13 protein-coding genes are annotated in these 15,780 nt (G+C 45.2%); 7 read left to right on the top strand and 6 right to left on the bottom strand.

Annotated elements, in window-relative coordinates:
- Nucleotides 1-92 precede the first annotated feature (92 nt).
- A complete protein-coding gene (locus G3570_RS05000) occupies nucleotides 93-1,532 on the top strand; it encodes a sodium:proton antiporter (RefSeq protein WP_165139924.1) in 1,440 nt (479 codons plus the stop codon).
- Nucleotides 1,533-1,644: 112 nt separating this feature from the next.
- Here G3570_RS05000 and nuoK read toward each other — a convergent pair whose 3' ends face one another.
- From nuoK to G3570_RS04985, 3 genes are all read right to left on the bottom strand, one after another.
- Nucleotides 1,645-1,947: an NADH-quinone oxidoreductase subunit NuoK gene (gene nuoK, locus G3570_RS04995; protein ID WP_165139922.1), complete on the bottom strand. Its 303-nt coding sequence runs from the start codon at nucleotides 1,945-1,947 to the stop codon at nucleotides 1,645-1,647.
- Nucleotides 1,940-2,461: an NADH-quinone oxidoreductase subunit J family protein gene (locus G3570_RS04990; RefSeq protein WP_165139920.1), complete on the bottom strand. Its 522-nt coding sequence runs from the start codon at nucleotides 2,459-2,461 to the stop codon at nucleotides 1,940-1,942. The genes nuoK and G3570_RS04990 overlap by 8 nt, the downstream gene beginning before the upstream one ends.
- Before the next feature lie 365 nt (nucleotides 2,462-2,826).
- On the bottom strand, nucleotides 2,827-3,642 hold the full coding sequence (locus tag G3570_RS04985; protein WP_165139918.1) for an undecaprenyl-diphosphate phosphatase: 816 nt from the start codon (nucleotides 3,640-3,642) through the stop codon (nucleotides 2,827-2,829).
- A gap of 131 nt (nucleotides 3,643-3,773) precedes the next feature.
- On the opposite strand from G3570_RS04985, the gene G3570_RS04980 reads away from it, so the two are divergent.
- Together G3570_RS04980 and G3570_RS04975 are read left to right on the top strand one after the other, a co-directional pair.
- Nucleotides 3,774-4,781 (top strand): AAA family ATPase, encoded by a 1,008-nt coding sequence (locus tag G3570_RS04980; protein WP_165139916.1) that lies wholly within the window; start codon nucleotides 3,774-3,776, stop codon nucleotides 4,779-4,781.
- Between the two features lie 139 nt (nucleotides 4,782-4,920).
- Complete coding sequence (locus tag G3570_RS04975; RefSeq protein WP_165139914.1) at nucleotides 4,921-5,172, top strand: hypothetical protein; 252 nt, start codon at nucleotides 4,921-4,923, stop codon at nucleotides 5,170-5,172.
- A 113-nt stretch (nucleotides 5,173-5,285) separates the two neighbouring features.
- Here the strand turns inward: G3570_RS04975 and rpsA are convergent, their stop codons facing one another.
- On the bottom strand, nucleotides 5,286-7,334 hold the full coding sequence (gene rpsA, locus G3570_RS04970; protein WP_165139912.1) for a 30S ribosomal protein S1: 2,049 nt from the start codon (nucleotides 7,332-7,334) through the stop codon (nucleotides 5,286-5,288).
- Nucleotides 7,335-7,396: 62 nt separating this feature from the next.
- Nucleotides 7,397-8,065, bottom strand: a complete 669-nt coding sequence (gene cmk, locus G3570_RS04965) for a (d)CMP kinase (RefSeq protein ID WP_165139910.1) — start codon at nucleotides 8,063-8,065, stop codon at nucleotides 7,397-7,399.
- A 152-nt stretch (nucleotides 8,066-8,217) separates the two neighbouring features.
- Here cmk and rpsT point away from each other — a divergent pair, with 152 nt between their 5' ends.
- From rpsT to G3570_RS04950, 3 genes are all read left to right on the top strand, one after another.
- Nucleotides 8,218-8,469 carry a 30S ribosomal protein S20 gene (gene rpsT, locus G3570_RS04960; protein WP_165139908.1) on the top strand — a complete coding sequence of 84 codons (252 nt, stop codon included), beginning with the start codon at nucleotides 8,218-8,220 and terminating at the stop codon, nucleotides 8,467-8,469.
- Between the two features lie 15 nt (nucleotides 8,470-8,484).
- Nucleotides 8,485-10,005 (top strand): 2,3-bisphosphoglycerate-independent phosphoglycerate mutase, encoded by a 1,521-nt coding sequence (gene gpmI / locus G3570_RS04955; protein WP_165139906.1) that lies wholly within the window; start codon nucleotides 8,485-8,487, stop codon nucleotides 10,003-10,005.
- Between the two features lie 451 nt (nucleotides 10,006-10,456).
- Nucleotides 10,457-13,072, top strand: a complete 2,616-nt coding sequence (locus G3570_RS04950; protein WP_165139904.1) for an ATP-dependent Clp protease ATP-binding subunit — start codon at nucleotides 10,457-10,459, stop codon at nucleotides 13,070-13,072.
- 205 nt (nucleotides 13,073-13,277) lie between these two features.
- Here G3570_RS04950 and G3570_RS04945 read toward each other — a convergent pair whose 3' ends face one another.
- Complete coding sequence (locus tag G3570_RS04945; RefSeq protein WP_165139902.1) at nucleotides 13,278-14,402, bottom strand: hypothetical protein; 1,125 nt, start codon at nucleotides 14,400-14,402, stop codon at nucleotides 13,278-13,280.
- 199 nt (nucleotides 14,403-14,601) lie between these two features.
- Here G3570_RS04945 and G3570_RS16530 point away from each other — a divergent pair, with 199 nt between their 5' ends.
- Nucleotides 14,602-15,723, top strand: coding sequence for a glycosyltransferase (locus tag G3570_RS16530; RefSeq protein WP_165139900.1), 1,122 nt, complete (start codon nucleotides 14,602-14,604; stop codon nucleotides 15,721-15,723).
- Nucleotides 15,724-15,780: the final 57 nt, after the last annotated feature.

The raw sequence follows: 15,780 nt of genomic DNA, 5'->3' as shown, positions 1-15,780 counted from the left end.
GTCAGAATAAGTTTTAAAAGTTCTTCTGGTCTTTTACATTAAACATCATTTCTTTGAAATAGCTTACTAATTAGACGGGAGGTTAAGGACCATTGAAAAGAACTCTTTCAAAAATTTCGGCGATATTTTTACCAATCATATTACTTCTATTCATTGCACAGCCGGCTTTTGCCGCTGAATCCGCTCACTCCTTTGATGGCGGCGCACTTAGTATCTGGTGGGTAATTCCTTTCGCCGGCATTTTGTTATCCATAGCCATCTTTCCACTGGTAGCTCCCGATTTCTGGCACCATCATTTCGGAAAAGTATCGGCCTTCTGGGGTGCCTGCATGCTGATACCCATGCTACTTTCCTTCGGATTTGCAACTACCCTCTATGAAGTGTTGCATGTGTACTTGCTGGAGTATATTCCATTTATCATTCTGTTATTTGCGCTTTTCACAATCTCCGGGGGAATTCGCATCAAAGGCTATCTGAAAGGAACACCGGAAGTTAATACCCTATTTTTGCTGATCGGAACCATTCTGGCAAGCTGGATGGGTACCACAGGTGCGGCAATGCTACTAATCAGACCCATGCTTCGCGCTAACCAATGGCGTGAGAAGAAGGTGCACATGGTTGTGTTTTTCATCTTTCTTGTTGCCAATGTCGGCGGCTCGCTGACACCGCTTGGTGATCCCCCATTATTCCTTGGCTTCTTGCAGGGTGTTGACTTCTTCTGGACCACACAGAATCTGTTCTGGGAGATGTCATTTGTGGTGGTCATCCTGTTGGTTATCTATTACTTCTGGGATCGCTACCTGTTCCACAAAGAACCTATGGATCAACCTGAAGATGACGGTAAAGAGCCGCTGGGGATTGAAGGAGCTTTTAATATCATACTGCTGGCTGGCGTCCCTGCTGCAGTATTATTCTCCGGTGTTTATCATCTGGGCGAATTCACCGTTTATGATGTTCATATGACGGTACAAAGTGTTATCAGAGACGTAACCCTGCTAATCCTGTCCTGGCTAAGCTGGGTACTCACCTCCAAGGAGAGCCGGGCGGCCAATGGATTTACCTGGTTCCCCATACAGGAGGTAGGTAAACTTTTCGCCGGTATTTTTATAACGATTATTGCACCCATTGCCATGCTTAAAGCAGGTAAGGAAGGAGAAGGGGCCTTGCAGATGGTCAACGACCTTGTCTTTACGGGCGGACCGAATCCGGAACCGGTCAACGGTATGTTCTTCTGGGTGACCGGTACCCTATCGGCCTTCCTGGATAATGCCCCTACCTATCTAGTCTTCTTCAATGCCGCGGGCGGTCAGGCTGAAGTATTGATGAATGAGCTATCACAAACCCTGGTGGCAATCTCTTCCGGTGCGGTTTTCTTCGGTGCCGTAACCTATATCGGAAATGCCCCTAACTTTATGGTGAAGTCCATAGCTGAAACATCCGGTGTAGATATGCCGAGCTTCGGCGGATATATGTTGTGGTCGGTGGGAATTCTTTGTCCTATCTACCTGCTGGTAACCTGGTTATTTATTTAAGGGTAGAATTCAGAATACAGGAGTCAGAAGTCAGAATGATTTATTAATACTAACTATCATTTATTCTGGATTCTGACTCCTGAATCCACCATTCTAGTCTTAAATCTTCTACCTACCATCTAAGTAAATTAATCTTGCTCACATCCACAGAAAGGTTATTACGGAAGATGGCAATGATAATAGCCAATCCGACAACGGCTTCGGCGGCAGCTACTGCCAGAGAAAAGAATACAAAAATCTGTCCGTCGATATTTCCGTGGTAACTGCTAAAGGATAAGAGTGAAAGGTTAACTGCATTCAGCATTAGCTCAACACTCATAAAGATGACAATAGCATTTTTACGGATAAGGACACCGATGATGCCTACCGTAAACAAAATAGCACTTAATGCCAGATACCAATCAATTTCAATCATTTTTGGGAACTGATTTTACATTATGTTGAGCAATTAACAGGGCCCCGACTACAGCAGCCGTCAGCAGAATGCCGGTAATTTCAAAAGGCAACAGGTATTCGGTAAACAATACATCACCGACGGCTTCAACGGTTCCGACCTGAGCCATGTCGGGAGATATCTCAGGAAGCATATCCGAAACATTTCCAAGGCTGTAGAGCACCTGCGAAAGCACTGTAATGCCCAAAAGGAATGCGACAAAATACTTAACGCGAAACTTGTTGAACAGTGACTTTTCAGCATCAAGGTTAAGAAGCATGATGACAAACAAAAACAGCACCATAATGGCCCCGGCGTAAACCAAAACCTGAATCACAGCCAGGAACTGGGCCTCCAGAATAAGATAGACACCTGCTAAGGCAACCATGTTGAGAACAAGAAACAGTGCACTATTGACTGTGTTCTTGCTGACTACCATTCCGACAGCCGCCCCGAGAGCTAATAAGGCAAGAAATATAAATACGTATGTTACCATAAAGACCTTTTGTTTTTAGTGGCTGTTAAGGTAGATAAATTTAAAAAAGGCATCAACTGGAATTATTGAGAAAAAGGAAACCGGAGAAGAAAAATGGAGACCAGAATTAAATTGCTTTCTAAATCCGGCAGTGCCTTTATTTGTATAGTGCATGAAGTTCTGCTCCCAATTTTTCAGCTGATGCATCGGGAGCAGAGCTCCCTCAAGACCGTAAAGTAATGAATAAGGCTCGTTCAAGCGTCCACGCTTGAACCTGTATGTGACAAGCGTGGACGCTTGTCACAGCAAACAATTGCTAGTTAGACTTTTTATTCTCGTCTTTTCCGGTCTCCCGTCTCCTATCATCTCTCTTCCGTTCATCTTCCCTACCAAAAATAGTATAGCCCAATCAACCCAACCGCCCAGCAGTACCATGCAAAAGGGTGAATACCTTTGTTCTGGAGCATGATGATGAGATACTTAAGTGCGAAATATCCTGAGATAAATGCTGCCAGGAAACCTACCAGTAGTCCTAGAACATCATTAAAGGGTATACCCAGTTCTATCATATCTTTGACCTCGAAGAGCATGGCACCTGCTATCACAGGTATCACCATAAGAAAAGAGAAGTTAGCAACCTCCTCCCTCTTTACGCCGAGGTAGAGACCGAGCGATATTGTTGAACCGGAGCGACTGATGCCCGGCAATATTGCAAAAGCCTGTGCAAGCCCGATTCCAATAGCATTACCATATCCGATTTTATTAGGAAAGTCCATACGGAACCGGGTAATATATAAGATGGTTCCGGTCAGCAGAAGCATAAAGGAGACCATCACCGGATTTAGGAAAATGTTCTCAATCTGGTCCTTGAGGGTCAATCCGACAATAACCGCCGGAATCATGCTCAGCAAAATGAAAGCACTGAGCTTTACGTTGTCATCATTCACGTATTGTTCTTTGGCCTGAGAGGGGGATTTGACTAGCTGCCAAAGTGATGTTAAAATATCAGCCAGTTTTTTACGATAGTAAATGACGATACTGCAAAGCGTTCCGAAATGAACAACTACCTCAAAAGTGATGCTTTTATCCAGACTATCACCCAGCAGTGCTTCTCCCAGCACGAGGTGTCCGGAACTGCTGATCGGTAAGAATTCGGTAAGCCCCTGGATAAGGCCCAATATGAAAGAATCTATGAGTTCCATTTATTATCTTTGACGCTTTTTAGCAGTAACATTTAGCTGATACAATTGTATTTTCAGTGCATAGCTGAAATATCAGCGGCAAGAAAATAGGTAATCCTAAATCAAATTCTAAACCATAACACATTTTTATCATGGCAACATCTCCCGCATCGGTAGACATGCAAGCACTGGGTGAAAAGATTGAAAAGTCGAGTGCTTTTATTGAAGATATTTACAAGGAACTGGACAAGGTTATTGTCGGACAGCGGTATATGATAGACCGACTATTGATCGGGTTGCTGGCTGACGGGCACGTACTGCTGGAAGGTGTCCCGGGACTTGCCAAGACCCTAACGGTTTCCTCTCTTGCCAAAGTGATTAGTACAAAGTTTCAGCGTCTTCAGTTTACGCCTGACCTCCTCCCTGCCGATCTGATCGGTACTCTCATTTACAATCAGAAAGAAGCAGAGTTTACGGTCAAGAAAGGTCCCATCTTCGCCAATATCATTTTGGCTGATGAGATCAACCGTTCCCCTGCCAAAGTGCAAAGTGCTTTGCTAGAAGCGATGCAGGAACTGCAAGTCACCATCGGAGAGACTACCTTCCCGTTGGATGAACCGTTCCTGGTACTCGCCACGCAGAACCCGGTGGAACAGGAAGGAACATATCCCCTGCCTGAAGCGCAGGTTGACCGTTTTATGATGAAGATCAATATTGACTATCCCACGGAAAGCGAAGAACTGGAGATCATGCGCCGCATGGCCAAAACGGGAAAGCAGAAACAGCTTGAGCCGGTAATTTCACCGCAAAAAGTGCTGGATGCCCGTAAGGTGGTTAATGAAATCTATATGGATGAGAAGGTTGAGCAATATATTATCGACCTGGTCTTTGCTACCCGGGATCCCAAGAAACAAAATCTGGATGACTTGACGGAGCTGATTAATTTTGGAGCTTCGCCGCGCGCCTCCATCAACCTGAACCTGGCGGCTCGCGCTCACGCCTTCATGGAGCATCGTGCCTACGTCACCCCCGAAGATGTCCGCATCATTGCTATGGATGTGTTACGCCACCGCATCATCCCGACCTTTGAAGCGGAAGCGGAGAACATCACTTCCGAAGATCTGATTGAAAAGATTATGTCAACGGTTCAGGTTCCATAGATTTGTACAAACGAAAAACTTTTGAGTCCGTGTTGCAGAAACATATGTCTCCATATTTTCGTAGTGTATTTAAATTTATTATTTGAAACTTTATGATCGGCTTATTTATTTAGAATAAACGAATCTCATTCCTTTTATTATGAATATTAACTTCGTCTCAAGAACGGATATTAAAATTAGTAAGAAAAGTTCTTCGAAATATAAACCATTGCTTGAAGCCGTCAAGAAGCTGAAGGCCGGCGGCAAAGCCATAGAAGTGACGTTTGGAGACGATTCCGAGCTCAACTCCATGCGGAATGTGATTTATAGTTATAACCGTGAAAATGGTGAAAAAGTAAAAAGTAGCAAGCACCCCAAGAAAAAGCTCGTCTATTTCTATAAAGAAAAGTGATCTTTTACCACTTAGACACTAAGTCACTAAGTTCTGTGAAATAGCAAATAAAAAAGGCTCAGGAACTGAATCCTGAGCCTTTGCTTTAAGAAGTATTTTAGAGAGTCAGAGTATTATTCCTCTTCTCCTTCGTCTTTACTTTCCTCTTCTTCCTCAGCTTTCTTTTGAGCTTCCTTAACCTTTTTGATGGCTTCCTCTTTCTCTTTGGCTTCCATCTCTTTCTTAAGGTCTGCCAGTCCGGACATCTCACCTAAAGTAGGAGTACCAGTCTGTGCCGGTTCTCCGCCGCCGCGTGTCGGCTTCTCTTTCTTAGTGGATTTAGCCTTCTTGGCATCACTCTCATTCTGACTGAGAGTAATGTTTTTGTTCGACTCATCAAGCTCAATAACATAGGCTTTGACTTTGTCACCTTCCTCGAAGTTATCAGCCGGATCGCCTCCTGCTTCGGTCTTGCTGGCAGGAATGAATCCTTCCATATCATGCGGAAGCTTGACGAAGACGCCCTTATCGGTTGTCTTGTACACTTCGCCTTCTATTTCTGAGGTCAACCCGTACTCTTCAGCAAAGGTCTCCCACGGATTCTCTTCAATCTGTTTGTGACCAAGCGTGATACGACGATTTTCAAAGTCGATGGCCAGAATGACCACTTCAATCTCTTCATCCTTATCGATGATCTCGTTTGGATGGTTGATCTTCTCGGTCCAGCTGAGGTCGGAAATGTGAATCAGTCCGTCAATGCCGGGCTCGAGTTCAACGAATACACCGAAGTTGGTGAGGTTGCGAACAGTTCCTTTGTGCTTGGACCCGACAGGATAACGCTTGTCGATGTCTTCCCAAGGATCGTTCTCAAGCTGCTTGACACCCAGAGAAATTTTCTTCTCGGGCTCATTAACATTCAGCACCACACATTCAATGATGTCATTTTTGTCAACGAGTTGTGATGGATGCTTGATGTGTTGCGTCCATGACATCTCACTGATGTGAATAAGACCTTCAACGCCTTTCTCCAGCTCAATAAATGCACCGTAGTCGGCAATGGAAACCACACGACCCTGAACCTTCATGCCTTCAGGATACTTCAGATCCATGTCATCCCACGGATGCGGCTGAAGTTGCTTCAGTCCGAGTGATACACGCTTGGACTCTTCGTCAAAGTCGATTACTGCCACGTTCAGATTCTGATCAAGTGAAACGATCTCTTCGGGATGCTCAACACGTCCCCATGAGAGGTCCGTGATGTGCAGCAGTCCGTCAACACCACCAAGGTCAATAAAGACACCGAAGTCGGTAATGTTCTTGACGATACCTTCGAGTACCTGACCTTCTTCAATCGTTTCAAGGATTTCCTGACGCTGCTCTTCAAGATCAGACTCGATAAGCGCACGGTGAGAAACAACAACGTTTTCTGCCTGCATGTTGAGTTTCACAACCTGGAACTCCATGGTTTTGCCTACATAAGCATCGAAGTCACGTACAGGCCGTACGTCAATTTGTGATCCGGGAAGGAAGGCATCAATGCCCATAATATCTACAACCATACCTCCTTTGATACGGCGTTTGATATATCCTTCAAGTACTTTACCGGTTTCTGAGGATTCTTCAATTGTCTCCCACGCATGCAGGATATCTGCTTTGCGACGTGAAAGGATAAGCTGACCGTCCTGGTCTTCTACTTTATCAAGAAATACATCCACCTCATCGCCGGGCTGCAGATTTTCTACAACCTCGTCAGGGAATTCATTGGTTTGCACCATTCCCTCAGATTTGAAGCCGATATCTACCGTTACATACTTTTCATCAACGGATACTACCCTTCCGGTAACAATCTCTTTCTCTTCAATCTCATTGAGCGTGTCTTCATACATGGAAGCCAGCTCGTGGAATTCATCATCGCTATAATCTTCAGAAGCAGCTTCCAGCTGGTCATAGGTATAGACATCCTGTTCTTCATCAAGCTCACCGGTGAAGGAGGGAATCTCTTCCACACTCACTTCTTCTTCAGCTGACTCTTCAGCAGCTTCTGTCTCGTTAGTTTCGTCAGTAGCTTCGGTTTCATCTTCTGCTTCTGCTACCTCTACTTCTTCTTCTTCAGTTTCGGAGGGAGTCTGTTCTACTTCCTGATCTTCTGCTTTCTTTTGTTCTTCTTTCAGTTCTTCGGTCATTATGTTTTAATTAAAATTGCCGCATATCCATAGCTTTTATGAATATGGGATTAGAGTTAAGGTTATTGTTTAATTGGCAGTTCCAACTTGTCCGTAATATCCGAACAAATTTGAGCTACCTGTTGTTCGAAATCTAAATTTGTTGTGTCGACTATAATAGCATCGTCCGCCTGCTTGAGCGGATCAGTTTTACGCTGCGAGTCTTTATAGTCGCGTTCCAGTATGTTTTGTTTCACTTTCTTCAGCGATGTCTCTTCACCCGCTTCCAGCAGCTCTTCGTACCTGCGACGTGCGCGTTCGTTAACATCGGCTTTCATAAAAAATTTCAAATCGGCATCCGGAAATACCGCAGTGCCCAGATCCCGTCCTTCCGCAATGTAGGTATCGTGCTCTACCGCTTCACGCATCAGTTCGTTCACACGCTCACGCGATTTCAGCAGTGAGGCAACGGTACTCACTTCATCCGCTACATTCGAGGATCGCAGCTTGTCGGTAATATCCTTCTCATTAAGCCATACCCGAAATTGTTCATCGGTATACTTAAAGGTGATATCCTTATCTTTCAATTTCTTAAAGAACGAATCGGCATCTTTCCCCGACTCCAGATAGATAACGGTTAGCGCCCGGTAAAGTGCTCCGGAATCGAGATATTGAATACCAAGTTTTTTGGCTACGGCCTTAGCAGTTGTACTTTTACCCGCGCCGGCCGGACCATCAATAACGATAATCATGATGGAAAGTCTCTTAAATTACTTTTATTTAGTTAAATTTTCAATGATTTCTTGTATTATGATTTCAGAACTTTTAACTTTCGAGTCTTTCTGCGATAGCAGGCTAGTATACAAATTAATCTGAAGAATAGATAAGCTAACACAAGAATTTTATGCCTCAACATCAATCAGCTATAAAGCGTGTACGCCAGAATAAGAAGCGGCGTGAGCATAACCGAGCCCAGCGCTCTAAAATGAGAACATTGATTACCAACGTAATGGATGAAACCGACAAGGAAAAAGCGCAGGAGCTCTACAAGAAAGCAACTTCCTATGTCGACAAAATGAGTTCCAAGGGTATTCTGCATGAAAATAAGGCAGCACGGAAAAAATCACAGATGTCCAAGCATATAAATAATCTATAATCCGTAGTACCCATCTTGGCAGATTCTTATTCCAAAGCACTTCTGGTCATATTAGACGGTTACGGGATAGCCAAGAATCCCGAAGTGAGTGCCATTGACAAGGCTGATAAGCCATTTATTGACCATCTCTTTGATTCCTATTCCCATTCCAAACTTTCTGCAAGCGGCGAAGATGTAGGTCTTCCCGAAGGGCAGTTTGGCAACTCTGAAGTCGGTCACCTTAATATAGGTGCGGGCAGAATTGTCTGGCAGGAGCTTTCCAGAATCAACAAATCCATCAGAGATGGTTCTTTCTATGAGAACGAAGTGTTGCTGGATGCGATGAAGCAAGCCAAAAAGAAGGGAAAGATCCATATTATGGGACTCTTTTCAGACGGAGGGGTTCACAGTCACAACAATCACCTCTTTGCTCTACTTAAGATGATTAAAGAGCACGGTATTGAAGATGCCTACGTGCATGCCTTTACCGATGGTCGTGACACCTCTCCTATGGGCGGCATCAAATATGCACGAGAATTCAACGATCGGGCACAAGAAATCGGGGTCGGCACACTGGCTTCTATTGTCGGACGCTACTATGCCATGGATCGCGACAACCGCTGGGAACGTACTCAAAAGGCTTATGACCTGTTGGTTCACGGAAAAGGCGAAGTATTTGATACGGCGGGAGAAGCCTTTGAATCCACCTACGAAAACAAGGTGACTGACGAGTTTATCAAGCCCAAGCTGATCGATCAATCGGATCAATCCAGGATCCAAAAAGGCGATACCGTTATTTTTTATAATATTCGCGGTGATAGGGCCAGGCAGATCACACGTGCGCTTTGCGAGGAAGACTTCGATGAATTTGAAACCGAAGAACTGGATCTTCACTACTCTACGTTTACTTCCTATGACGAGTCGTTCGATTTTCTGCATGTAGCCTTTCCGCCTGCCGACATCAGCAATACCCTTGGTGAGTATATCAGTAATAAGCACCTGAAGCAGCTGCGCATAGCGGAAACGGAAAAGTACCCGCACGTCACCTACTTTTTCAACGGAGGAGAAGAGACTCCTTTCGAAGGGGAAGAACGTATTTTGATTCCAAGCCCGAAAGTAGCTACCTATGACCTGCAACCTGAGATGAGTGCCCCTGAAGTGGCGGATGCTCTATGTGCCCAGCTCATTACCGAGAAGCACCATCTTTGCATCCTGAATTTTGCCAATCCCGATATGGTAGGCCATACCGGAGTGATGGAAGCTGCGATCAGTGCGGTGGAGACCATTGACACCCAGCTCAAGAAAGTTGTGGAAACCGCTACGGAACACGGTTATAAAATATTGGTCATTGCCGACCATGGAAATGCCGACTGCATGATCAAGGAAGATGGTAGTCCCCATACCGCCCATACTACCGCCATGGTCCCTGCCATGATCATCAATGAAGAAGGAACCGTTGAAATGCATGACGGTATCCTGGCAGATGTTGCCTCTACCCTGCTGAAACTAATGGGCATTGATCAGCCAGAAGAGATGACCGGAAAGCCGCTCTATTGATTTCCCCTTTTTAAATTTTCTATACCTATCAAATAGGTCGATACTAGAGCTACCCAACATTGTCAAAGAGGAACCGTACTATTGGTTGGAATGAGTTGAATATTCTTGGTAACTTCCAAAAACAATGAATGGAAGCAATACATCTTCATTTCCCGCGGATTTCGGTGATTATCGCAGATAAGTCAAAATCAGCGTTATTTTGCGTAATCAGCGGGAGATCATAATTTCATTGCTATCCATCAGTGTACAAAAACAACAGGCGGTTTAAAACGGATTGAGGGCTAACATTAATTATGTCTAACGATGTAATTATTTATTGCTTCATATCTGCATTTTGTTTGCATTTACACCAAGCCCACAGTACTTTCGTTGGTGAGGTGTGAACTAAAAATTCATCCCGCTCGTTACAACGAGTAACTAAAATCCCTGAATTTCTGAAAGATCATTGAATATGGAGGGCAACTTCTCAAGTAAAGTTCGCGACGTGATTCAATTTAGCCGTGAGGAAGCTCTAAGGCTTGGTCACGACTACATTGGTACCGAACACCTCATTCTCGGTATTGTTCGTCTTGGAGAAGGCGTAGCAGTAAAGATACTGAAGAATCTGAATTGCGACCTTTACAAACTTAAAAAAACAGTAGAAGATACCGTGCGAGGTACCGGCGGATCGGTAACTGTTGGAAACATCCCATTAACCAAACAGGCCGAGAAGGTACTGCGCATTACCTATCTCGAAGCCAAACTCTACAAAAGCGATACCATAGGTACCGAACACCTGTTGCTATCCTTGCTGAGAGATGACGAAAATATTGCCGCGCAGATATTACAGCAGTTCAGCGTCTCATACGATGCTGTTCGTGAAGAACTAGATCTTATCATCTCCGGTAAATCTACCGATGATGATGCGAAGGATGCACGCTCAGTATCAGCGAGCCTCTCCTCTTCTAAAGGTTCTAAATCATCCGGAAGCTCCAGAGAAAAGAAAATGGAAAAATCGAAAACACCTGTACTCGACAATTTTGGTCGTGATTTAACTCAAATGGCTGAAGATGGCAAATTGGATCCTATCATCGGTCGTGAGAAAGAAATTGAACGTGTAGCACAAGTATTGAGTCGACGCAAGAAAAACAATCCGGTCCTAATCGGAGAACCCGGCGTAGGTAAAACTGCCATCGCTGAAGGACTTGCCACCCGCATTGTGGAGCGCAAAGTGTCACGTGTGCTCTATGACAAGCGCGTCATTGCACTCGATCTTGCAGCCCTGGTTGCAGGTACCAAGTATCGCGGACAGTTTGAAGAACGCATGAAAGCGGTAATGGGCGAGCTGGAAAAAACAGATAATGTCATCCTGTTTATTGATGAACTCCACACCATTGTCGGTGCCGGAGGTGCCAGCGGGTCGCTGGATGCATCCAACATGCTGAAGCCTGCCCTTGCACGTGGTGAAGTACAGGCTATCGGTGCCACCACGCTGAACGAGTATCGCCAGTATATTGAAAAAGACGGAGCGCTCGAGCGTCGATTCCAGAAGATTATGGTCGACCCGACAACCATCGAAGAAACCATGGAGATTCTCAAGCAGATCAAAGGCAAGTACGAGAAGCACCACAGCGTGCAGTATTCAGACAAGGCCATTGAAGATTGCGTAAAACTTACCGATCGCTACGTGACCGACCACTTCCTCCCCGACAAGGCTATTGATGCTCTTGACGAGGTAGGTGCCAAGGTCCATCTCTCCAACATTACTGTCCCACAGCACATTGTGGATATGGAGGAAGAGATCGAGAAGACCAGCAATGAGAAAAATGCCATGGTCAAAAAGCAGCGGTTTGAAGAAGCTGCCCGCCTGCGAGACAAAGAGAAGCGCCTGATGGAAGAACTGGACCAGGCCCAGAAAGAGTGGGAAAAAGAGTCCGAAGAAATAGTATACGATGTTGAAGATGAAGATGTTGCCGAAGTCGTTGCCATGATGAGCGGCGTGCCGGTCAACAAGATCAGCCAGAGCGAAGGCAAGAAACTGCTGAAGATGAAGGAGAAGCTGGGCGAGAATATCATCGGTCAAGATGAAGCTATTGTCAAGCTTACCAAAGCTATTCAGCGTACACGCGCCGGATTGAAAGATCCCACGCGTCCGATCGGTTCCTTTGTGTTCCTCGGCCCTACCGGTGTAGGTAAGACGGAAACAGCGAAAGTTCTGGCCAACTACCTCTTTGATAAAGAAGATGCCCTGATTCGCATCGACATGAGTGAGTATATGGAGAAGTTCTCCGTCTCACGACTGGTCGGAGCTCCTCCGGGCTATGTAGGCTACGAAGAAGGCGGTATTCTTACCGAGAAGGTACGTCGCAAGCCATACAGCGTAGTGCTGCTTGATGAAATTGAGAAAGCACACCCTGACGTATTCAACATCTTGCTGCAGGTACTCGATGACGGTATACTTACCGACAGTCTGGGACGCAAGGTGGACTTCCGAAATACGATTATCATCATGACTTCCAACATTGGAACCAGTGAGATTCGTAGTCTCGGTAAGGGAATAGGATTCTCTACCGGCGACAGCGCCTTCGATTATGAGAAGATGAAGTCAACCATACAGGATGCACTCAAGAAAGTATTTAACCCTGAGTTCTTGAACCGTATTGATGATGTCATCACCTTCCGTCCGCTCGAGAAGGAAGACATCTTCAAGATTATCGACCTGCTGTCTGATGATCTCTTCAAGCGCATCCATGATCTCGGCTACGAAGTGGAGATCACTAAGGGCGCGAAAGATTTCCTTTCCGACAAAGGCTTTGATCAGAAATACGGTGCTCGTCCATTAAAGCGGGCTATTCAGAGGTACGTGGAAGATCCGCTCGCCGAAGAGCTGCTTAATGTAGAGCATCCTGAAGGCTCAGCCATCAAGATCAAGATGAACAAGTCTCGGGATGACCTTACTTTCGATTGGGAAGATGCCGATGAAAAGAAGGCTGAAGAGGAAGAGCCCAAGGATTCAGCAGCTAAAGATTCCGGCGGAGACGAGGATGATTCCGAATCGAAAGAGACGAAATCAGAAGCAAAAGCATAATAGGATAGCAAACTTTGTTTGTTGACCCATTGAAGGCCTCCATTTGGAGGCCTTTTTTGTTTGGAGCAAATTCCAAGAAATGGACTAGAGACGGAGTTTAAAAAGAAAACTTTGTGTAACTCTGTGCCTGTGCACCGAAGTGCTTCTGCACACAGGTGCGCTTCTCTGTGCACCTCAGTGGTATAGCCAATTAGCACAATTCACATTAAAAGCTAACCCTCAACTCCAGGTGCTTACTCGCCCCATCCAGCTTATAGCGATAACTCCCCAATCGCGTAAAACCATACCCAATCGCTTCGTTCAAACCAATAGTGCCATCATAACCTCTACGCTCTACCGCTCTTCGTTCAATATCAATGGCATGTAGATCCAGATTTTCGGCTACCCCCGCATCGGCATTAAAGCTACCGGTAAGCGCTACAATGGTGTTGTCTTCAGGAAAATAATCAACAGCTATAAGTTCTGATCGAAAACTGGTTCCTGCTACCCGTTCCCCGGTGAGGGCATCCAAAATCAGTACTCTACTTTCTGAATAAGCTGTAACAGTTTGAGCATCGTTAGAAAGCCCAACACCCATCAATTCTTCATCCGTAGAAAATGATGACAGCTCGTTGCCATAGCGGTCCGATATATGAATTTGGTCCCGGGTCCCTTCACTGGCTGTGACAAATATCACAAACTGTCCGTTGCCGGCAAGCTTCAGGGTCTTGATATAACGCTCCGTACTGAAATACAGACTTTGTAAATTCATGTTTCGATCAAGGTACTGAACCTGGGAGCCCAGCTTCCCGTCACGTTTGATTTTTGGGGTATACAGCACTACGGTTTCTCCGTCACCGCTCATGGCTGCTTCTGAGATGGACTCCCCTCCTTCGCTCTGGCTGCTGCTGGAAACATTGGTAATGAGTTCTCCAAATGTATCGTAGAAATGAAAGCCGGCAATATTGCTACGGACCATGACCTCCCCGTTATTGGACGGATAAACCGTTGCAGAAGGATCTCCGCTTGGAATACTGACAGCATCAAACTCATGCAAGGTATTGCCCAGAGAGTTCACCACAGATAAAGCGGTGTTCTCACCACTTCCTTTGAGAAAGGCCACCAGGCTTCGATCCCCGGAGACCCCGTAGGTGAGGTAATTCGCAATAGAATTGTTACCCGAGATAAACTGGATGCCTGCACCCTGAAAAGAAACCCTGCCCTCTTTAAGGTTAAAAATAGAGGTGCCGTTTCTTGATGTGTTGTCAACTGTATTGACTGTGAGAGACTGCGCCGAAGCGACCGCAGTTATACTTAACAGGAGAAAACCGAGTAGATGCTTTTTAATCATTTGAAGCGTATTTGTGCTTAATTTTGCCTAAAGGAAAGGATTTTTTTTATCGCTTTCCAACATATTCTTGAGTAACTCAATTAAGTTCCCAGGTATTAATTTTTTGTTTACCAGAAAGGTACACTGAGTTACCCAACGGGTACAATATTAATTACTATAATCATTACCTTTTGCTGAAACTTAACCCAGAAGCAACCCAGTGATTTCATTTTTAAGTGTTTTCCCGCCGTACCGCGGAGGCATCGCCACATTCAGCGACTCGCTGTACCGGGAGCTATCCTTACTAACTAAGGTCAGGCCCTTTGGTTTCAAGAAATTATATCCCTCCCTCCTTTTTCCGGGTACTTCCCAGAAACTTGAGAAGAGTAATAATACCTATGCCCTGGAAGTCTTTCATCCCTACCAACCCTTCAACTGGAGACAGGTTGCTGAGCAGATCATGGAAGAGAATCCCGATTATCTGTTATACTCCTACTGGCACCCGTTTTTTGCGCCGGGCTTTCGCAAGGTTTTGCAGCACAGCAAAAAAATCAACCCCGTACTCAAGACCGTAGGGATAGCCCATAATATCATGCCCCATGAGTACTTTCCTTTGAAGAAGTATCTGACCGAACGATTGCTGGATAAAACGGATCTAACCGTCCTGCTGTCCGAGCAAACGGAGTCCGATTTTAAAGAGCTGCACACCGAGTCTCAATACATGAAGCTTTTTCATCCCATTTATGAGCTGGAGAGGCCGGAAGCTGATGTCGATCAACTGCGAACTAAGTATGGATTCCACAAAGATGATCAGATCGTGCTCTTCCTGGGACTCGTACGTGACTATAAGGGCGTAGACATTTTGATTGAAGCATTAAATGAAATCCTCCCGAAAAGGGAACGCATCAAACCATTGATTGTGGGTGAGTTTTATACCGATAAATCGAAGCTTTTGGATCAGATCGATGGACAGGTAAAAGATCGGTACACCATTCGGGATGAATTTGTGTCCGACAAAACAATGGCTGAGTTACTGACCCTCTCGGATCTGCTCGTTCTTCCCTACAAGGAAGCCAGCCAGAGTGGTGTGCTGGCCAATGCAATTTATTTCAATTTGCCGGCCCTGATAACCGATCATCCCGGTCTCAGCGAACACCTCACGCACCGCCACAATGGAATGATCTGCCGGCCTAACGACGCACAGGATCTTCGCTATAATATTGAAGCCTATTTTGACGAGCAATTGAAAGAAAAACTATCTCGCAATCTGGAGCCTTTAAAAGAGGAATTGAGCTGGGAAAAATTCGCAAGCAGGCTCGTTGAGAGGATGCAAAGTTTGTGACAAAATTGATTTGCCTGATATAGCTCTACTGCTTATTTTTGGAATCTGTTTTGAAAC

The sequence above is a fragment of the Halalkalibaculum roseum genome, assembly GCF_011059145.1.
GTDB classification, from domain to species: domain Bacteria; phylum Bacteroidota; class Rhodothermia; order Balneolales; family Balneolaceae; genus Halalkalibaculum; species Halalkalibaculum roseum.
Note: the sequence above shows the minus strand (reverse complement) of the source record. Positions and strands in the feature narration are given on the sequence as shown.